General features: G+C 54.5%; 16 protein-coding genes and 1 pseudogene. 13 read left to right on the top strand and 4 right to left on the bottom strand.

All coding sequences use genetic code 11. The features are described 5' to 3' along the window. Positions 1–3 precede the first annotated feature (3 nt). Positions 4–423, bottom strand: coding sequence for a VOC family protein (locus IWW33_RS24270; RefSeq protein WP_174141233.1), 420 nt, complete (start codon positions 421–423; stop codon positions 4–6). 288 nt (positions 424–711) lie between these two features. Here IWW33_RS24270 and IWW33_RS24265 point away from each other — a divergent pair, with 288 nt between their 5' ends. The 6 genes from IWW33_RS24265 (at position 712) to IWW33_RS24240 (ending at position 7,987) form a co-directional block, all read left to right on the top strand. Then, positions 712–1,533 carry a MaoC family dehydratase N-terminal domain-containing protein gene (locus IWW33_RS24265; RefSeq protein WP_174141232.1) on the top strand — a complete coding sequence of 274 codons (822 nt, stop codon included), beginning with the start codon at positions 712–714 and terminating at the stop codon, positions 1,531–1,533. Beyond that, the gene (locus IWW33_RS24260) at positions 1,530–2,738 is read left to right on the top strand and encodes a CoA transferase (protein ID WP_196914413.1); all 1,209 of its coding nucleotides are present in this window, start codon (positions 1,530–1,532) and stop codon (positions 2,736–2,738) included. The genes IWW33_RS24265 and IWW33_RS24260 overlap by 4 nt, the downstream gene beginning before the upstream one ends. Positions 2,739–2,765: 27 nt before the next feature. Next, positions 2,766–4,307: a 3-hydroxyacyl-CoA dehydrogenase gene (locus IWW33_RS24255; protein ID WP_174141230.1), complete on the top strand. Its 1,542-nt coding sequence runs from the start codon at positions 2,766–2,768 to the stop codon at positions 4,305–4,307. A gap of 80 nt (positions 4,308–4,387) precedes the next feature. After that, entirely contained in the window at positions 4,388–5,701 is a 1,314-nt protein-coding gene (locus tag IWW33_RS24250; protein WP_174141229.1) for an MFS transporter, read from the top strand. A 29-nt stretch (positions 5,702–5,730) separates the two neighbouring features. Next, on the top strand, positions 5,731–6,501 hold the full coding sequence (locus tag IWW33_RS24245; protein ID WP_174141228.1) for an SDR family NAD(P)-dependent oxidoreductase: 771 nt from the start codon (positions 5,731–5,733) through the stop codon (positions 6,499–6,501). A 139-nt stretch (positions 6,502–6,640) separates the two neighbouring features. Then, positions 6,641–7,987, top strand: coding sequence for an OprD family outer membrane porin (locus tag IWW33_RS24240; RefSeq protein ID WP_174141227.1), 1,347 nt, complete (start codon positions 6,641–6,643; stop codon positions 7,985–7,987). A gap of 42 nt (positions 7,988–8,029) precedes the next feature. On the opposite strand, the gene IWW33_RS24235 is transcribed toward IWW33_RS24240, so the two are convergent. Then, complete coding sequence (locus IWW33_RS24235) at positions 8,030–8,818, bottom strand: IclR family transcriptional regulator (protein WP_174141226.1); 789 nt, start codon at positions 8,816–8,818, stop codon at positions 8,030–8,032. A gap of 644 nt (positions 8,819–9,462) precedes the next feature. Here IWW33_RS24235 and IWW33_RS26795 point away from each other — a divergent pair. Both IWW33_RS26795 and IWW33_RS24230 read left to right on the top strand, forming a co-directional pair. Then, a pseudogene (locus IWW33_RS26795) lies at positions 9,463–9,667 on the top strand (hypothetical protein); the annotation flags it as partial. Positions 9,668–9,883: 216 nt separating this feature from the next. Beyond that, positions 9,884–10,252 (top strand): histone-like nucleoid-structuring protein, MvaT/MvaU family, encoded by a 369-nt coding sequence (locus IWW33_RS24230; protein ID WP_174141225.1) that lies wholly within the window; start codon positions 9,884–9,886, stop codon positions 10,250–10,252. Positions 10,253–10,430: 178 nt separating this feature from the next. Here IWW33_RS24230 and IWW33_RS26935 read toward each other — a convergent pair whose 3' ends face one another. Then, complete coding sequence (locus tag IWW33_RS26935) at positions 10,431–11,372, bottom strand: tyrosine-type recombinase/integrase (protein ID WP_174141224.1); 942 nt, start codon at positions 11,370–11,372, stop codon at positions 10,431–10,433. A 206-nt stretch (positions 11,373–11,578) separates the two neighbouring features. Between IWW33_RS26935 and IWW33_RS24220 the strand changes: the two genes are divergently transcribed. Further along, complete coding sequence (locus IWW33_RS24220; RefSeq protein WP_174141223.1) at positions 11,579–12,571, top strand: DNA-binding protein; 993 nt, start codon at positions 11,579–11,581, stop codon at positions 12,569–12,571. A gap of 231 nt (positions 12,572–12,802) precedes the next feature. Here IWW33_RS24220 and IWW33_RS24215 read toward each other — a convergent pair whose 3' ends face one another. Further along, positions 12,803–13,744 carry a WYL domain-containing protein gene (locus IWW33_RS24215; protein ID WP_231386191.1) on the bottom strand — a complete coding sequence of 314 codons (942 nt, stop codon included), beginning with the start codon at positions 13,742–13,744 and terminating at the stop codon, positions 12,803–12,805. A gap of 87 nt (positions 13,745–13,831) precedes the next feature. Here IWW33_RS24215 and IWW33_RS24210 point away from each other — a divergent pair, with 87 nt between their 5' ends. The 4 genes from IWW33_RS24210 to IWW33_RS24195 are packed head-to-tail and all read left to right on the top strand — an operon-like array spanning position 13,832 to position 20,287. Then, positions 13,832–17,560 carry an ATP-binding protein gene (locus IWW33_RS24210; protein WP_174141221.1) on the top strand — a complete coding sequence of 1,243 codons (3,729 nt, stop codon included), beginning with the start codon at positions 13,832–13,834 and terminating at the stop codon, positions 17,558–17,560. Then, positions 17,557–18,204, top strand: coding sequence for a hypothetical protein (locus IWW33_RS24205; RefSeq protein WP_174141220.1), 648 nt, complete (start codon positions 17,557–17,559; stop codon positions 18,202–18,204). The genes IWW33_RS24210 and IWW33_RS24205 overlap by 4 nt, the downstream gene beginning before the upstream one ends. Beyond that, positions 18,201–19,442, top strand: a complete 1,242-nt coding sequence (locus IWW33_RS24200; RefSeq protein WP_174141219.1) for a hypothetical protein — start codon at positions 18,201–18,203, stop codon at positions 19,440–19,442. The genes IWW33_RS24205 and IWW33_RS24200 overlap by 4 nt, the downstream gene beginning before the upstream one ends. Then, on the top strand, positions 19,439–20,287 hold the full coding sequence (locus IWW33_RS24195) for a hypothetical protein (protein ID WP_174141218.1): 849 nt from the start codon (positions 19,439–19,441) through the stop codon (positions 20,285–20,287). Before IWW33_RS24200 ends, IWW33_RS24195 begins: the two co-directional genes overlap by 4 nt. Positions 20,288–20,339 lie beyond the last annotated feature (52 nt).

The following is a 20,339-nucleotide window of genomic DNA, read 5'->3' as shown; positions in this document are numbered from 1 at the left end:
GACTTATTGTCCGACTGGCTGGTGAACCTCGATAATATTGCCATCTGGATCTTGCAAGAAGATCTGATACCAGTTAGCCATTGCCCACACGCCATAGTCTGCATATGGAATCTTCAACTCCTCGAGGCGCTTCTTGAAGCCCTCGATGTCATCTGTCCGGAAGCAGAAATGCCCGCTATGCAGTGGGTTGATCGCCTGCTTCATTCGGAAGCTCAGGTCGATGTCCTTGGTTGCCAGATGGAATTCGACGGCACCATCAGTCACGAAATCCACATCCGCGCTGTAACCGTGGGCGGTATCGGTATTGCAGCGGACGTGTTCCTCATCCTCGATCCGGTCGAGGGCAAAAATGTTTCGGTAGAACTCGGAAAGACGCGAAACGTTTTCGGAGCAGAGATTCATGTGGTGGAAGTGAAATTTCATGGCTGGATCCTTCGAATTGTAATTGGTTAGGAGCTCATGGCTACGGCCCATTCCGGCCTCATTCAGTAGGCAGTCGGGGGCTCCCTAGCTGTTCTGCCGGGTCGACCTGCGCAGCCGGCGAGGCCATCATAGCGCGATTCAGATATGAAACCGCAACAGTACAGGTGAAATATTTTGTGGGGTTAGGGGGTGTCAACTCGAAAAATCGCGTGCTAGCATCCATCCACACAACAACAATTTCACCTGTGCATTCATAATTTGAGTGCTCACGGTTAGGGAGAAGGCTCAATGCGCCAAGATCCGAACGCTGCAGTGGAGCGGCTCGAAACCTGCTCGTTAAGCGCCGTTAGCCGCGTCGCTTCCATGCTTGATGTAGGCCTGGACGGCGTGGGGCCAGGTGCGCCATTGCCACTAGGCTGGCATTTCATCCTGTTAGGGGCCGATACCACGCGGTCCCAACTACGCGCTGACGGATTCCCGGGGCTCGGCGTCTCGCTCCCAGATCTAGGATTGCCTCGGGTGCTGCAGACAGGCCGCGAGATCACCTTCCATGGAGAGATTCCGGTTGGAGCAGAGGTGGCTCGTAGAAGCACTATCGAAGGCGTAGAACGCAAAACCACACGATCAGGCGATGTCGCTTTCGTGACAACTCGTCATGAGCTCAAGCCGGTGAATGGAATCGTGGCCTTAAGTGAAACGCAGACGTTCGTCCTGATGCCCGCAACAATCTATCAAGAGCCTGGCAAGGAGCCAGCAGCTCCCGTCACGCTGAATGCGCCCAAGGTAATCAAGCCTGACGACACGCTGCTCTTTCAGTACTCAGCTTTAGGGTTCAACTCCCACAAAATACACCTGGATCGTGAGTACGCTCGGTCTGTGGAGGGATTCCCAGAACTGGTTGTGAATGGCGGGCTGATTGCACTGATGCTCACTGAATACCTGCGCATCGACCTGGGCATCGCACCCTCTGGAATCAAAATCCGCTACCTGGCACCGCTATTCAGCAACCGTGCTCTCACAATTGCTCACGAAGAGCGAGCAGGGCAGTTGGTGATTAAGGTTTTCAATGATCAGGGCAAGGTGGCAGGTGAGATGGAGGTGACGCGATGAGCTACAAAGCGCTTGAAGGCATTCGCGTGCTGGACCTCACCAGCGTTGTCGTAGGGCCCGCCTGCTCGTCGCGTCTGGCTCAGTACGGCGCAGAGGTCATCAAGGTGGAGAGTCCTGAAGGTGACCTGATGCGCGGGTTAGGCGGACTATCACCAACCGGGCAACACTCAGGCACTTACCTGCACCTCAACAGAGGCAAACGTAATATCTGTCTCAACCTGAAAGTCCCAGGCTCCGATGAGGTCATGTCTGCTCTGATCGAGTCCTCGGATGTCGTGATCGCCAACATGCGGCCGCAAGCGCTCAGGAAGCTCGGAATTGATGCAGAAACCGTTCTGGGACGGTATCCAGATAAGGTTTATTGCCTGATCACGGGGTATGGCACAGACGGGCCGTATGCGGGCGAGCCTACGTATGACAGCGTGATACAGGCTGCCACCGGGATGACAGGGTTGAGCCTGGCCCGGGATGGTATCCCTCGATATGTCCCCATGCTCATCTGTGACCATGTTGTTGGAGAGATTGCCGCTGGCGCGATCGTCTCTGCCTTGTACGGTCGTCGTGAGACTGGCAACGGTGCGAGCCTCGAAATACCCATGTTCGAAACCATGTCGGCGTTTGTGCTTCAGGAACATTTGGCTCAATGCAGCTTTGACCCACCCGTTGGTCCAGCGGGTGATCAACGCCTCTTAAGTCTCCACAACCAGCCCGTTCAAACAGCGGATGGCTGGATCTCCTTTACCGTGAATACCGATGCCCAAGTCAGGGCGTTCCTTAATACCGTCGGGAAATCCGAACTCGTTGACGATGAGCGTTTCAGCACAGTGGCGGGCCGTGCGGTGAACGTCCGAGAATGGTTCGAGCTTAGAGGTGCTCCTCTTCTGAGCAAAACAACCGCTGAGTGGCTGATCGATTTCAAAACCGCCGATATTGCAGCCAAGCCCTGCCATACGCTCGAGACGCTCCCCTCAGATCCTCACCTGCAGGCGGTGGGACTGTTGAGCTACGAATTGCATCCCACCGAGGGACGAACAGCACGAATTCGTTCAACCGTGAAATGCAATGGCTCATACCTTGGCGCCGGGGAACCCAGCCAACCCAAAGGCTGGGAAACGAGGCCAGTGCTCACCGAACTGGGTTTTCAGGCGAGTCAGATCGACGCGCTCGTCCAATCGGGGGCTGTGCGCATCAATCCGCTTCGCTGAAATCAATAGCAAGACAGGAGCCTATTTATGCCTGGTCAACCTATAGCAATTGGCACCCTTGGCGTCGTCGGGGCTGGAGCGATGGGGCGGGGTATCGCCCAGGTCGCAGCAGCAGCGGGGGTAAGGGTGTTGCTCTATGACACGAACGCCGCTGCGAGCGAACAGGCTATTCAGTACATCCATGAGATGTTCGATAAGCTGGCGCTGAAAGGCAAAATGGATGTCGCCGAGGTCGAACAGGCGAAATCATGTCTGAAGCCCCTTTCCACACTGGACGCCTTTGCGCCCTGCGATCTGGTGATCGAAGCGGTGGTGGAGCGACTTGAGGTCAAGCAAGACCTCTTCAAAACGCTGGAGGCGGTCGTCTCTGAAGACTGCATCCTGGCAACAAACACCTCCTCGCTGTCGGTCACTGAGATAGCTCAAGGATGTGGCCGACCGGCTCAAGTTCTGGGTTTTCACTTTTTTAACCCCGTGCCTCTGATGAAGGTCGTCGAGGTGATTGAGGGGCTGCGGACGGCGCCGGCAAACACTGATGCGCTAATGTCCTTTGCTGCCAAGATCGGGCATATCCCGGTGCTCACAAAGGACATGCCTGGCTTTATCGTGAATCACGCCGGCCGCGCGATGAACACCGAGGGTTTGAAGATCTTAGGGGAAAGCGTTGCGACGCCAGCCCAAATCGACGAGGTCATGCGGGAATACGCAGGTTTCAAGCTCGGGCCTTTTGAATTGATGGATTTGACCGGGCTGGATGTGTCTCATCCTGTCATGGAATCCATCTACCACCAGTTTTACGAAGAGCCACGGTTCCGTCCATCTCCCATTGCAAGGGCTCGATGTGCCGCTGGACTATACGGCCGGAAAACGGGAGAGGGTTTCTATCAATACCCGGCGAATGATCAGAGGACGCATTCGGCCTCTCTATCAACCTCAACGGAGTTGCCACCGTCCATCTGGCTCAGCCGCAGGCACCCCGTAGTTGCAGACCACGTATTAACGCTGCTGGCTGGCGCGGGAGTGAAGGTTGACTTGGACGAACATCCGCGCGACCAGGCACTGCTATTGGTGACGCCACTGGGAGAGGATGCAACCGAAGCAGTGGTTGCCGAGGGGCTTGATGCCCGTCGCGTCGTTGCCGTGGATGCATTCCTGCCGCTGGCGCCAGGCAAGCGGGTAACCCTGATGACAACGCCGTTGACGACCCAAGCGGTGGCTATCCAGGCAACGGCTCTCTTCGGCGCCGCTGGATCACCGACCACCACCATCAAGGATTCCGCAGGGTTCATTGCCCAGCGCATCCTCGTCATGATTGTCAATACAGCCTGCGAGATGGCCCAGCAGTCAATTGCGACCCCGGCTGACATTGATTTGGCCGTGAGGCTTGGCCTGGGCTACCCCAAAGGGCCGTTCGAACTTGGCAATGCAATAGGCCCGAAAACTGTACTGGATGTCCTGACGGCCATCCATAGAAGTTCAGGTGATCCTCGCTACCGACCTTCAACGTGGCTCAAGCGCCGAGCGATGCTCGAGGCATCATTGGCCACGATGGAGGTGACTCGACCTTAGACCTTTGCGTGCTCGACCAGCCAGGAATAATGCTCAGATCCAACGACAGCTAGACAACAATAAATATAAGAGGTCAAGAAATGACAGAAGCAACGATGGAACATGTTGAGGACAAACCTCAGCAATCAATGGCTATCCGTGCCACAGTCGCCAGTTCAGTTGGCGCCGCCTTGGAGTGGATCGATTTTGCGGCCTATGGGGCTGTTGCTGCGACGATCTTTCCCAAACTGTTCTTCTCGTCCATGGATCCCAACATGGGGATTCTGGCGGCCTTTATCACATTCGGAATTGGCTTTTTCGCTAGACCTCTGGGTGGCATCTGCTTTGGCATGCTGGGCGATCGCATTGGCCGCAAAAACATTCTGCTCTACACCCTCTGCCTTATGGGTGGGGCATCATTCCTGATTGGTTGTCTACCGACCTATCAAACAATAGGGATAGCGGCCCCTATCTTTCTAGTATCACTGCGCTTCCTGCAGGGCTTCGCCTTGGGTGGTGAGGCGACAGGTGCTCAGCTGATGACAATGGAGCACGCCCCTAAGGATAAGCGAGGGCTGTACGGTTCCTTCATCAACATCGGCTCCTCATTCAGCTCTGCTTGCGCCAACGGCATGATGTTTGTGCTGATTGCCATTATGGGTATCGGGGAGTTCGAGAGCTGGGGATGGCGTATTCCGTTTTGGATGAGCTTCCTCTTGGTCATCGTGGGCGTGTATATCCGCATGCGCGTGACCGAAACCCCGGCGTTCAAGGAAGCTCAGTCACGGGGAGCCATCGAGAAAATCTCCGCTTTTGACGTATTCAAACAGTACCCGAAAACCATCTTGCGGCTTTTGTTGATCTGGTGCGCGCCTACTGCTTGCTTCTACGTCATTACTGTTTTCTCGCTGAGCTACGTTACCAAGAATTTGGGGATGGACAGCCAGACCGCATTCCTCTGCCTGGCTGGCGCCAATCTGCTGGCTGTGGTCATGGTGATCAGTGGCGGCGCTATGAGCGATCGTTTCGGCCGTAAGCCTGTGATGATGTTTGCATCGATCATGATGCTGGTCGTATCGACCTTCTATTTCTCGCTCCTGGACACCAAGAACTGGTTCGTCATCTTTGGCGCCATGGCAGCCTTCGTCGGCTTCTTGCAGATTCAGTCGGGTGTTCAACCGTCATTCTTCGCTGAGCCGTTCCCTACCAAATTCCGGTACTCGGGCTCTGCCGCTGCATACACCGGTGCCAATCTCGTCGCCGGCGGCCCAACGCCGTTCGTGGTGGCCTGGCTGCTTCAAAATGGCGGTGGTTCGACCTTGCCGGTAACCCTGTTCTGCGTAGGCGTAATCGTCGTTGCGCTGATAGGGATTGTGATGAGCCCAGAAACTCGTCATCTCGAAATGTCCCGCTGAATTTTCCCAACCGGTAATTGGAGATTTCCATGATCTTGAAAAATAAGGTGTGCGTTGTGGTCGGTGCTGCCTCGTTGAGAGGCATCGGCTACGCCGTTGCCGATATCTTCGTCTCACAAGGTGCAAAAGTGGTTGCGGTCGACGTGGCCATGTCGGTCGATGTCGCGGCAACTATCAAACACACGATCGACGAGAAGCACGGCATCGAGTCATCGCTGGTGGGGCTTCAGTGCGACATATCGAGTGCCGAACAATGCGCAACGCTGATGAGCAACGTTGAGAGCATGTTTGGGCAGATTGACGTATTGGTTAACTGTGCCGGAATCGTCCAGTCGATTTCGGTATTGGACATCCAAGATTCGGATCTGGACAGGATGATCAATATCAACCTGAAGGGGTCGTTCAACCTGTCAAAGGCGGCCCTGAAGTCCATGAAGGCGCGTGGTGCAGGGTCAATCATCAACGTCGCCTCTGTTGCCGCTCAGCGCGGGGGAGGACTGGTGGGTGGGGCTCACTATGCTGCGTCGAAAGGCGGCGTCATCAGCCTCACGAAAACCATTGCCCGGGAGTTTGGCCCAGTCGGTATCAGAGCCAACGTTGTCTGCCCGTCAATGACTGAGACGGGCATGATCGATGGCATGAGTGCTGAGAAGTATAAGGAGATCGTTGCAGCCATCCCACTGCAGCGTGCTGGGCATGCAGAGGACATCGCCGGAGCTTGCCTATTTCTGGCCTCTGATTATTCGTCTTACATCACTGGCTCAACAATCGACGTAAATGGCGGCAGCCACATCCACTAATTATTGCACCAGCGGCACCAGCGGCACCTGCTACCAGCGACTGATACTGTACTTACAAAACAGTGCCAACATCAGGGTGGAAACACCGCTGGGCGCCTTGTTCACGCCGTAAAACAAAAATAAAAGTTGAGGCACCCCAATGAGACATGCGGATATAGCTGTTATCACATCGCTGTTGTTGTTTGGCGGCAAGTGTGTAGCAGGTGGGTTTGTTGAAGACGCCACGAGTTCTTTAAGTACACGCGGCCTGTACTTCGAAAACGACGTGAGGGAGCGGGGAGGCGCAGATCAACGTCAATCGGCCATGGGGATCAGGCTGGATTTAAACTCCGGGTACACTCCAGGGCTGCTAGGGTTTGGCCTGGAAGTTCAGGCTCTTGTAGGCATTGGCCTGGGAGGCGGGATCGACAACCAGTCAGCCACAACAGTTAACACTGTCACCCCGGTCAACTCCGATGGTTCGCCGGTGGATGAATGGTCGCGGATGGGGGGAAATGCCAAGCTCAAGCTTTCAGCCACGGAGCTAAAGATCGGGAATGCGCTTGCGCCCAATTTACCGGTATTGGTGTCCAATAACTCCCGCGTCATGCCTCAAATTTTCGAGGGCGCAATGCTTACATCTAAAGAATTCAGGAGTGTGACTGTCACAGGCGGGAAAATCACTGACGGTAGCAGTCGCGCGTCAAGTAACTACTCAGCCCTGGCAGCGAATGGAGGGGCGAGGGGATCGAATGGGTTCTGGTTCGCCGGCGCTGATTGGGCCGTCACGAAAAACCTTCTTGTCCAGTACTACCACGCCGAGCTTGAGGATTATTACAAACAGAACTTCTTTGGTCTCGTTCACACATACCCAATCGCCTCCGGCCACACCCTCAAGACTGATCTGAGGTTTTTCGAGAACGATTCTGAGGGTAGAGTCGGCTCCAGTGGTTATGTGTTCAACAATGCCGGCGGTTATGCTCGAAAGCTTGGACAGGTCGACAACACAACCTGGTCAGCCACGTTCACTTACAGCACCGGTGGCCACGCGCTCTTGGTGGGGTACCAGAGCATTGGCGATGACGGTGCGATGGTGTATGTGAACCCTGGTAGTGTCAGGGATGGAAAAGGCAGCCTCGAGGGGCAGGGCGGAGCATCGGTCTATCTGTATACCGACGTCATGGCCAACACCTTTGTCCGAGCGGGTGAGGACACCACTTATGCGCAGTACTCCTATGATTTCGCAGCCACGGGCATACCGGGACTGAAGGCATCCGTGATGTACCTGAGCGGCCGAAATATCAAGGATAGGGCGGGCGGTGGGCAGGAATACAGCGAATGGGAGAGGGACTTGCGACTGGATTACGTCATCCAGTCCGGGCCCTTGAAAAACTTTGGGGCGACGCTCATGCGCGGTAGTTTCAGAACCGAGGTGCCTGGGAACCAAGGCGGCGCCGATATAGATCAGACCCGCCTGTATCTGAATTACTCCTATCACTTCAAGTAGTAGCAGCTGGCAAGTCATGCTCTGGCTTGCCATTTTCCCGCTCTAGTAATTACCACCTACCCGACTCGACAGCAGTTTACCAGCCTCTCCAAGATGGATTTGGGCGTCAGTGATGGTCTTGCGCCCCCGCTGATCGATCCTTTCCGAATACGGGACAGTCAAGGCCGCGATCGCATGACCGTTAGCGTCAAGAATTGGATAGCTGATGGCATAAAGGCCACGCACCTGAACGCTGTGGGCCGACTCATAGCCATCCGCTTTGATTCGGGTAAGCACTACGCTCAGTTGCGGATCCTCATACTCCGGGCTACGGGCCAAAGACTCTTTTATCCTGAGCTCTGTCACCCTCGGATCCTGGAAAGCAAGTAGAACACGGCCGGAGGCTGAAGCAATCACATCGAGTTCGGCGCCAACGCGGACACTAAAACCCATGCCGCTGGGTACATCGACCTTGGCGATGACCATTTGCTTCCCCTGACTGTACAACGTCAGATGGCAGGACTGCTCAAGCTCGCTGGAGAGCTGTTGCATGATCGGACGTGCTTCATTGAGCAGTCTGTGTGTAGGTGGGTTCATGTGCGCAAGCTCGAAAAGCTTGCTGGTAATGCTGTAGGTATCGTCAACAAGGCTGACGTAGTTCCGATCCACTAGGCAGTTGATCATGCGGTATACCTCCCCGACACTTCTGCCTAATTTCTGGGCAATTTCGCGCTGCGTGAGGGGCTGCTCAGTGGCGCTGAGCATCTCCAAAATATCCAACCCTTTTTCCAGCGCCGGCGCAGAGTAAGCCTTAGACTCACTCTCGTTATCCTTAGACAGCTTTACGGTCATTTCGCGATCACCATTGATCCTTGAGGGCAGGTCGTGGCGCCTAATCGGCGCCAGTGCGCTAAGCCAGCGCGGACCGGTTTCATATGCTAACTCGGATAATAACCTGAGATACTAGCTTGATTCACCTGTAAAACCTTCAACTCGCTTATAAAATCTTGAGGAGTGCACATCAAACCGATAGGTCGCCAATGTAGCCCGGGTGGACCAACTCCTAGGCTCATTGCTTATCATACCGATCTCTGTCCGCATCTCCTGTTGCCCTACCGCTAGTACCGCAATTGAGGCGCTCGGATCGATATGCCTCGTCGCCCTCTGCGTGATTAGGCTTGTGAAGCACCATCAGCCTGACACGGTGGTCTTTCCTAGCGATCTTCATACAGCTTTCCCTGGACTTGATCCTGCGGCCAATCCTTAGCCATACCGCGGTCTGGCTCATTCACGGCTACCACGACACCGATAACTGCTATCTCCACAGCTATCGAGAGAACGATGAGCTCGCCCAGACAATGGCCGCAAAAAAGGTCGTGCACGGGCATCATTAAGATTGTCTGGATTACACAGGTCTGATTGGCCGAAAATAGGTTTGAGGCTTACGGGTTAGCGTTCAAAGCCATCATGTCCGTCGATCGCACGGTCGTTAGCCCTCGCTTATGTACGAGGGGCACGAGGCTAGGCGCGATATTGGGTATGGACAGGTGAAGAAGCTGGCCAACCTGGAGCAGTTGCCGGCATATGGGTTTTGGTCAGTTGCTTTCCCTACAAGATCCGTCAGCTTCGGCAACTTTTTGCCGGGTCGTTGCGATTTTGAGTAACGGGCCCTCCGCGCCTGCGGAAAACTTCTATCTATGACCGCAATGGGTGGGTAGGAATGTCTTCTGTACCACCGGCGCGTTATGCTCTGGTAATAAGGTGCTCTGCACAGTGTCACCTCCCATAGGTATGGCATGTATGAGCTCCGATCAGCTATGCAATGAACTAGCTCAGGTGGGTGGGATCACATTCATTAGGTCGGTAAGCACTAATGCGGTAGGCTAATTCCACTTTTCAAACAACTGAGGGTCACCTATGTCTCGTTTGGCAGAATTCCGGAAACTGGAACAAACCTTAGCCGCGCAGCTCGCGGAGCTTGAGGCCATGAAAGGTAGCTCTGAGCTTCAAAAAGAAATTGAATTTGAGACTAAACTGCGAGACCTGCTGAGCAAGTACGGCTTCAGCCTCCGAGACATCATCGATATCCTCGACCCGCAGGCTAGCCGGCGTGCGGCTGCCCCCGCAATCGCAGAGAAGTCTCCGCGTCGCGCTCGCCAAGTTAAGCAGTACAAAAATCCACACTCGGGTGAGGTTATCGAGACCAAGGGTGGCAACCACAAGAGATTGAAGGAATGGAAGGCAGAGTATGGCTCCGATGAAGTTGAGAGCTGGCTTTCAGCGTAAAATTCCGTGATTAATGAACCTCCCTCCGGGGAGGTTTATCATCATCTATGAGTCAGGTTTCAATCGCTGTATTGCTGCACTTTTTACGAACTTCTCACTCAGGGCAAGAAGTAGCGGCATTCAGCCAGCTCAAGCCGTCATCTTCGCGCAAGGTGGGGGCGATAGGGGCTGTCCTCGCTCAGCTCTCCAGCTTCCTAATGAGGCCGCCAAACTGCTGAGCTGGCTCAACATAACGAAGCGCTGATTTCATATCGCTCCAACCCACGTACTCCATGAGCGTTTTGATGTCCCAGCCCGAACTCGCCGCCCACGTAGCAAATCCGCGTCGAATAGAATGAGCACTGTAGATCTCGGACGGCAAGCCGCTCCGATCTAGAATTTCGCGAAGGAGGGGGATCAGACTGTGGGCTGCAAGTGGTCTCTCGCTGATGTTACCCCACCGGTCAATGCCTCTGAATACGCTGCCGCGGGTTAGACCGGCAGCTTCTATCCAATTCAAGTACGCCTCAACTGGGCACAGCTTGCTCAACGAAGGCGTCTTGTATTCTCGCCCGATGTTCCGTCTATCTCCTTTGCTAGACCCCAGGTAAAACTTGATCCCAACGTAGCGCTCGGCATGGGTGTTCTCGATCGTGAGCCTGGCAAGTTCGTCCCCGCGGAAACCCCTCCAGAACCCGATTGTGAGGAGGGCGATGTCGCGACTCGCCTTGAGGAGGGCGGCCATGTTGCCGGCGGATCTTGCCTGAGCAGCCTCATCCTCCAAGTGGGCGACTGCCTTCTCAAGGTGCAACAACGCTAGCGGGGCGGCTTGCTTTTGCTGGACGGGGTGAAGCGCCCTGATGCCTTTCAGCAACTGCCGCACCTTCGGTGCCTTGGTGGGATCTGGGAAGCCGTTGCTCTGATGCCAGTTTGCGAGCGCAGCCAGGCGCTGCTTAAGGGTGCTGAGCGCCAGCTGGTCAGCGTACTCAGCGATATACCGTACCACTGACTCAGTGGTAGTGGGCAGATAGCCGCCCCAGGTCACCTCGTAGTGGGCGAGGGCAGCCGCATAGATCTTCGAGGTGTTCTCTCGAACGCTCGCCTCTAGGTACCTCTCTGCCTTACTGACCACTTCAACCACGCAATTGTCCCCGCTTCGAGCCATCGGTTGCTCGCTTTTGCCATTTGTACTGCATTTCTAACCATTTTACTGCCGCTCAACGGCATGACAAGCCATAACACTTGATTATGTCTTGCAACAAAATTGCCATTTCTGTTCGATTTTACGTGCTAAAGTGGCACGTAATTACATGACACGTAAAACAGTACGAAATCGTAGGAGGGATCATGGCTAGAGGCGGTATTAACTTGGCGCTTGTGCGCAGAGCTCGTGAAGCGCTGGTTGCCCGAGGCCAGAATCCAAGCATTGACGCGATTCGTATCGAACTTGGAAATACCGGCTCAAAGACGACAATTCAGCGCTATTTGAAGGAAATAGAAGCTTATGATCCTCGGCCATCGGCTTCTCCTTCCAGGCTAAGTGATGAGCTGACTGAGCTGGTGGGCAAAATGCTGGAGCGCTTGCGGGAGGAAGGTAATGAGGCGCTGGCGCATGAACGGGCCTCCTTTGATCTTGAGCGCCAGGCAATGAAGCAGGAGGTCGGTACACTTCAAAGTCAGCTGAATCAAGCTAATGACGAGGTCGCCAAGCTGCAGTCCGCCCTGCAAACTCAGGATGAAGAGCTCAAAACGACTCATTCCTCACTGCAGGCCGAGCTCACCCGTAACGCCAGACTCAGCCAGAGCTGCACTGATCTTGAGGTGCGGGTTCAAGAGAAGGACGGGCAGATCCAGTCCTTGGAGCAAAAGCATGCGCATGCCCGGGAGGCCCTCGAACACTATCGTGCTTCGGTCAAGGAACAGCGAGAGCAAGATCTTAGCCGCCATGAGTCCCAGGTCTACCAGATGCAGCAAGAGCTGACAGTCATCCAGCAGACGCTAATGGTTAAGCAAGAGGAGATCAGTCGACTCATTCGTGACAATGAGCGATTGATTGGCGAGAGCCGCCAGCAGACCAAAGAGGTTTCGCAGCAGCGAGATGCTATCGAGCGCTTGAAAGGAGATCTCGGCATCGCCAACGCAGCGATTGCTCGAGGCGAAGGCGCCAAGGAGCTTTTGACCCAGCAATTGGAGGCGAAAGCCAAAGAGGTAGTCGAAGTACGATCGGATGCTACAGTAGGCCAGCAGCGAGAAAGCGAATTGGTCAAAAGGCTTGAAGAAGCTGAAGCGGCGCTCAGCACCTACCGTACCGCCAAGGAAGTTGACGACCCCGGCCGCTAGCGCCTTCAGCAGTAAAAATTCATCCCATGCTGGGGTTGCTTTGAGTGATGCACCAACTGGAGAGGCCGAGAAGGCGCTTGCGTCTGTATGAGCACACGGCGCAGGCCGGCTGGCTATAGGGCTGCAAGGCAACGTTACTGACATTGCCTTCAGCTCATAGATGGTGGGCGACCCCAAATCAGGTCAGCAGCTCAACGCGCAGGGCAATCATGAGACTGCGCTGCCCTAGCATTACTTCCCATCGTTACGTGGATAGCCAGGAGCCAACTCGAGGTTATGAACTCCATAAAGTGCCAATGGATTTTTCAACCAGAGACGATATTCAAGTGGATTGAGAGAGTGATCAGGACTGCAGTCAACTGACCATTGGCGGAGGGCATAACCGACCACGGCAGAGCGGAGCCGAATCTTCAGCGTAGCGCTTTCATCCATACCATAGTCGAGCAGCGCGGTCTCTGGCCTCCCGAGCTGAGGGTGAGGCACAAGCTCCAGCTCTACTCGATGATTCCATTGATCATCTTCGTTCATTTGTTCGTGAGGGTGTACAGCCCCCTCAACCGCGCGCACACCCGTAATTCGAGTGATCGCAAAATCCCTGAATTGACCGCTCTTCCGATCAAATCCGCGCACATGCCACCTCTGGCCATTATCGAACAGCGCATACGGAACAAACTCCCGTTCGCTTCTCTCACGCAGGGACTCGTATTCGATCCTCACTGCGTGCCCACGCTTAATCCCTCGGCAAATAGACGCAAGAGTGTCTAACCGCGGCTTCGCAAGCTGTGGTTGAGCCAGGCAGGGTATACCTGGAGTCCAAGTGGATGGCTCTGCATCACCAAACCCTCGACTAACCCAGGTGAGTACCTGCTCTGAGGTGAACTCAAAAATCGGCTTGAAATCGTCGGCCGGCGTGTAGGCCTTCGTACGAGTATCAAAAGTCAGATTCTCTGGAGCTAATCGCCGATAAAGTGCCAAGTCACGAGTGGCTGCAGCTGTCTGTAGCTCGAAACGCTGAACAATGTCTTGGCGTGAGACTGCCCCACAAAACCAGGCCTGGAGCTCGATGAAAGCCAGTCGATCGCGCTGCTTCTGCGACAGCTGCGGAAGTTCTTCGGTCGAACTCACTGTATAAAACCTCAGTTGCAAGCTTGCGCCGGGATCGTTATCGTCCAAGCACAAGATCATTATGATCTCTTGTGGCGCTCATTTTAGCTGGTCGCTTGTAGGTGCGCCATGTGACTCCTTCCTCAGAGGTTTGCTATGTCACGTTTGCTCCGCATCGTTCTGATTGACTCTCTTTGTGCCGGCGACAAGGCCGAAGTGCTTGTTGATGCCAATACCTGCCTGACAGGTACCAATGGCATTGGTAAATCGACCTTTCTGAAGCTCATCCCACTTTTCTACGGAGCCAGTGCCGGCAGGATGGTCAAGGCGGGGACAAACACATCCAGCTTTGCCGATCACTATCTGCCTAGCTTCACTAGCTACATCGTTTTTGAGTACCTGAATCATGAGAATGTGCCGCGATGTGCAGTGCTTCATCGCTCCTCCTCAGGGTACGCGTATCGCCTGATAAGCAGCCCATGGGATGCGGAGCTCTTGTATGTGGATCAAACCATTGGTCTTTTAGTCGAGCCGAGCAGTCTACAGCGTCGTGCTGCGAATATGCGAATCGACTGCACTCCGGAGCTCACTCCACGCGACTACCTTAGGGTCATCCAGTACAACACAGGTGTAGCTGACCTTGAAGGCATCAATTCTTCCGACCGCAAACGCTTGATTGCAGCCCTTCGACGTACCTATTCGCTTGCACCATTTAGGCACCATTTTGGTGGTATCGATAACCTGATGTTCTCGCTTTTGGAGTCTAAAGGCACGTTTGACTCCATGAAATCGGCTATGAAGGAGATCCTTCAGCAAGAGACTGGAGTGGAGAGCGTAGATCTCTCAGGGATGGATTTAGCTGCATTCACCGGCGCGGTTGATAGCCGTGCCAGCTACCTGATCATGGAGTCTCGCATCCGGCCGCTAATCAATCGCCTTTCAGAGCTGCATCCGCGCTTAGTAACCAATGAGGGGCAGCAAGGTCGGTTGAAACGGATCGCGGCAGACCAGCACGAAAAGGCTTTGGCTGGAAAGGTGAGCCTTCAGGAGCAGATCGAAGAGGCTCGTAAGCGCGAAAGCACTGCAACGGATGTTTACAACGACAAAAATGAAGCTGTCCAGGAGCGCCTAGGGAGCGCGCGTCGGGCAGAGAGAGAAGCAGTAGCTGATGTTGAGAAGCTGACCGCTCAACGCGCTGATTTTGAGAAAAGTATCATCCCATCTCTGATGAATGATTACATCTCAAGAACTGCGATCGAGGAAGGCCTCCGTGTCTTGAACGAGGAGCACACCGTGCTCGTTGATCAGGGCCAGGGAATCCAACACCGTTATGAAAGGCTGGAGGGAGATCTCATTCGCTCGGTTCTTGAGCGCAAGGCGAAGCGTACTCAAGAGGCCGATTCCAAGCAGGCAGATCTCAGGACACAATCGCACGCGCAACTGGAACAGCTTGAGCAACAGACCGAATCGGTTCGTGAAAAGCACGCTGCTGAACTCGAAGCCCATGATGGCAAAAATACAATTCTGGCCACTGCCCTTGCTGAGCACAGGAAGCAGGCTGCGTTCCTGGAATCAATACGGTTGCTTCCGGAGGCTGCGGAAGCAATCCAAAATGAGCAAAAAGCTGTGCAGGCTATCCGTGACGAGCTGGACAAGATAGCGGTTGAGCTCACCGAGCATGAAGCAGAGCAACGCCGCTTCGCTAAAGATCAACAGGCCGTAGCGGATGATCAGCAACACCTAGTAAGTCGCCGGGAACAACTGCGTGCTGAAGTGAACTTGTTGAGTCGCCAGCTCAATCCGAGTGATGACACGTTGCTGGCGTTTCTCCGTGCTGAGTGCCCTGCATGGGAGCAATCCATTGCTCGCGTTATCAATCCTGAAATTCTGCTGCGGTCTGACCTGTCGCCGACTGGAACGCTAGATACATCAGGCTTTTACGGAATTCAGTTAGATCTGGATCGGCTTCAGCCTGTAGCGCAGGCCAACAGCGATGCCATCGAGTCGAGCCTAGCACTGGCGAACCAGCACCTGGTGGAGATTGAGGAGGAACAGCAACATCTCAGTCGCAAAGCTGCTGGTCTTTCGGAGCAACGGAGGCTTCATCAGGCAGGGCAGGCCGAGATTGTTGGGCGCCAAAACAAGCATCTTGAAAACATTAAGGCCCTGCAAGGGCTGATCTCTACGTTAGAGCAGGATGGGGCTGAACAAATTGCGCACGAGCGGTCACTGTGTTCCAGCGCCGTAGCTGAGGCTTTGCAGCAACTTAACCTTCACGGCACCCAACGCCAGGAGCTCAAGGACACTCAGCGAGAGTACGTTGAGAACCTTAAAGCTATCGTGGAGAGGATTAAGGCGGAGACAGCGGCTCAGCTGGGAGAGATCGATCGCTTAAAAAAAGCTGCCTGCGACGAGCTCGACCAGGAGAAGGAGGAAAAGCTCAAGTCTTACCATCAAGCGCGATTGAATGAGCTCACCGAAGCTGGGGTAGATGCCGCAATCATCTCAAAGCTTGAGGAAGAGATAGCAGCTATAAATGCGAAGCTCACCTTACTCAGCCAGTATCAGTCCGAGCTTCGCAACTATCAGCTCTGGCTCAAGGATGACCTTCCTAAACTGCCGGCCCTTGAGGCAGCTCGCCTTCAGGCAGCCGAAATGACGAGCCGCATTCTTGATGAGGTTCGCGAGCTGGTACAAGCCCGTAACGAGCAAGTAAGTGCATTTAGGGCCGCCCAGTCGGCGCTCAACGAACAGCTTTCACAGATCGAAGTGGGCTTGCTGATCCTCTCTTCCGTCCTGAAGCGCTTGGAGTTCACCCCTTTCGTGAACTCTGATTTGGACAGCTTGCGGAAACTTACAGCGGCCGACATAGAGAGCGAGGTGGGGCGCCTCCAGCGAGATGCCCAGAGCCAGCGGACTGAAGGCCGCAATCTCTTCCGAAAAATCGAATTGGAGGCCATGGGCGGCCCGCGTGACACTGCTGAGTACGATGCTATTCAAGACATCGCTACTCGATCACGCCACGCTGACGCAACTGGCGAGCGAGCGTGGTTCCACGCCACGCCTGAACTGCTGATTTATCTCGCAGAAGGCCATGACGTGCAGCGTAGCAAGCTGATTACTCGTACCCGAGCGCTTTGCACCCAGGTGGCCGAAAATCAGTCCGTGCTCAATGGCCTGCATCGGTCGATCATGGAGCTAGGCCGCAAGGCAACGAAGAAGGTGAACGAGGTACTTGCGGCGTTTCCGCAGTTCACGAATTTTGAGTTCCGAGTGGTTTCCAGGATCCACGATATCAGTGCATGGGATGATATTGATGCTCTCGTCGATCAGTACAACCGCTGGCGGGTTAAGCCAGCTGGTGAAATTCCCACAGACGCCCTCAATGAACGCCTGATCTCCATGCAACGACGGATGAAAGCTGGGGGCTGGCTTTCAACAAAACTTGCTGACTGTTTCGACGTTTCTTTGAGCTGGATGGTCAACGGCGTGCAAAAGGTTGCCTTCAACACGGCAGACTTGGGAGATGGGCTTAGCACGGGGCAGCTCAAAATCATCGTAGGGATGATCTATCAGGCCCTTTTTGAACTCATTCGACGAGATGCTGACTTCGATTTGCTGCTGCCGATCGATGAAGCCCTGGAGCTGGATGTGAACAACGCATATACGTTGCTCAAGTATTTCAACGCTCGTAACTCTCAGCTCATGCTGGGTTTCCCAGGCGGTGCGCCTGAGCTTATCCGGCACTTCACCCACCTCTATGCGCTTGATCGCCGTCCTTCCGGCGCAGTTTACGTCAAACAGTACCAAGCACCTGAGACTGATAGGCTGGCTGCTCTGAATGAAGAGCTGGAGCTTGATGAAGAGCAGGAGATCATCGCATGAGAGACGCCCTCGAAAGCCTGTTGGCAGGACGCTTTATCTGCCGGTATTCTGCTCCAGAGCTCTACAACCAGCTATGCAACGCGACATATGCTCGCTCCATTGAGCAAGCTCTGCAGCCACTGGGGAGGACTCTCGGTTGCTTGGGAGACCTTGAGCAACCAAGTGCGTTCTTCTCTCGCTTCGTAAATCTGTCCCACCCAAAAGACCGCGCTGCAGCCTCAGAAGATTTCAAGCGAATCCGAGATGCAATCTGGCCGGTTGTAGAGTTTATTCAGCTATGCGCGCGTGCCGGACGTGGTGACGCCTGCCTAGCGCCCGGAGAGGAAGTATTCACTGCAGAGTTACTGAGCCAGGTAGAGAGCAGCACAATCTGTGCTGATCTGCTGCGTGATCTTGCTGGGCATACCTTTTTCCGTAAATCCAAGCGCGGCGAGAGCCACAGTGACAAGCTCTCCGTGGTGCTCAAAACGATGGAGGAGGAGGGCTATCTGATCAGAAAGGGGACTGCATCCTCTATCTACATAGCTACTGGAAAAATGGCTTATCTCTACAGAGCCATGTCCTGGATCGTTGAGCACCAGAAATTGCTGCCCGAAGTCGAGATTGAGCCAGCCGGTGACGCGCAGAGTGAGTTCATCCTGTGAGAGCAGAAGATTGGGCAACACTCGGAAAACACCTGATTGCCAACGCCTCAACACTTGAATTGATTGTCCAGGCAGACGAAGAAGGCGCAAGCAAGCCAGAGATCATGACCAACGGCATTATGTGGCTGATCAGACAGCACCTTGTCGACGAGTTTGAGGGCAGTCTTCATCCTTCATCGCTCTTGATCGACTTGGGCGTAAGGATCAGCTCGCAGCGCTTTGAGCTTTCGGCTCCAGACCTTGAAGAGTTGCTGGTCAAGATTGAGCAGGCTTGTGAGCGCTTCCAATCAGCTAAGGATTTCTCTCACGCAGACGCTGAAAGGGAGCAAAGGTCGATTTGGCTTGCCGTTCGACAGGTGGTCACTCATCTGCGCGATGAGCATCGGGCAGCGACTGAGTTTATTGAGGGTAGGTACGGTTTTTCTCCTAGATTCGAAGACCGTCTGCGTGACATTCGGCAGGCTGTCGAACGACTGGAGCGCTTGGCTAACAAGCTCGATTCGTTTGAGTACAACAAGCTTTCAAGCTGGTGCTTCAGCGATAGGACATTACGTCGACTGCTGATCACTACTCTTCACAATGCAGTTATGAGGGAGCGAACTCGCCTTGTTGATCTGATCAAAAGGCTCGACCAGTTGGGAGTGACTGTCAGAAAACGCAATCGCATGCGCCAGGTCGTGCTCGCCGTCGAGAGCTGGCTCCAAGCTGGGAACGTACCAGATCTGGATGACATTCTGGATCGGGCGGACGCCGCGGAGTGGGTCAGTGCTTCACCGTTAGCTCTTGGAGGCCACCTCCATCCTCCAGTGGAAGACTCACAAGCAATTGACGACATGGCGCTTCTTATTCAGTCGCTGCCCGCTCCCAAGGTAAGGAAGGCGAGTGAAGATCCTAGGGCCAGGCCGCCGGCACGCGTCATACCCACTGAGGTGGAGGTCGTAGAAGCTCCAATTCCTTTTGCCCAGCCGCACCTGGAGGCGATGCTGGAGGCCTTAAAGGAGAGCCGGACACCGCAGAGTGCTAGCCGTTATTGGGCCGACAATGCCGAACGGGAGTATGGCGTTAACGTGTGGCTGTATGCACTTGACGCCTACTATCGAAACCTTTTGGTTGTAGCGGAAAAAACTGAAATACCGTTGAGGTACGTGCTCGAACCTGTAGCCGAGCCCATGCCGAGAGGTATCGCGAACCAGGTAGTGACTGACCTAACCCTACGCATCAAGAGACGCGGCGAATGAGTGACCACAGCGTTTTACGCAGCAAGCGAAGCATAGAGATGATCAGCACCCTCGTGCGCATGGGGCATGACAGTGTTGGGTTGGGCAAGCTATGGAAGACGATTCATCAACACTACGGAGTCGGTGAGATCAGTGGTAGCAAGCTATTGCTAAGTCCTGCTGATCGCCAAGCTCTCAGGAACCTGCTAATCGATAAAGCCAAGTGGGATCCCCTTGAGGCAAGGAAGGTTGAGGGTTCAAGGATAGAGCTGGCCGGTCGCTCTCGGGTAGAGAAGGCATCTAACGAGGTCATCAGCCGAAACCTGGTACTGGTTAGCAGCCCAGAGGGTAAGGTGGTCTTGGCTGATCGCCAGTATGAGATTCCTGAAGGCGGCTCACTGGCTATCCCTGCAGATCTCGTAGCTGGGCTCGATTGTTTCGTCATGATCGAAAACCTTGAGGTTCTCTTGCAAGCATACCTCTACCAAGTGCCGGCAGAACTTGTGGGTGCTCCGTGGGTGTTTAGAGGGTCACCACAATTTTCAATCGCGTCAGCTGCAGCCTTGGCGCAAGCGACACCAAACGTCTACTACTTCCCAGACACCGATCCTCAGGGGCTTGCCAACAGCTTAAACGCTGCCAGTTGCTGTGGGATTGTAAGCTGCACGCTTGACGGGCTACATGAGCTGAAAGCAAAGGAGCTGGATAAGCCTCATGACTACATGACCCAGGCGCACATGATGGATGGCTTGCTCAAGTCAGGTCATCCATTGGCGTGCCTCCTCAAGGATCTTCGCACCGGGTTTAGCCAGGAATCAATGGCTGGGCAGAAGCTGAAAGTCTGGTCTGACGCGCCCCTGGCATAGGGCAGGTAAGTCAGTGCTGACATGCTTCGCTTGAGCTTCTTGCTTGGCACTT

The sequence above is a fragment of the Pseudomonas sp. M2 genome, assembly GCF_015751845.1.
Taxonomy (GTDB): domain Bacteria; phylum Pseudomonadota; class Gammaproteobacteria; order Pseudomonadales; family Pseudomonadaceae; genus Aquipseudomonas; species Aquipseudomonas putida_E.
The sequence above is the reverse complement of the archived record's forward strand: the minus strand, read 5'-3'. Positions and strand labels throughout refer to the sequence as shown.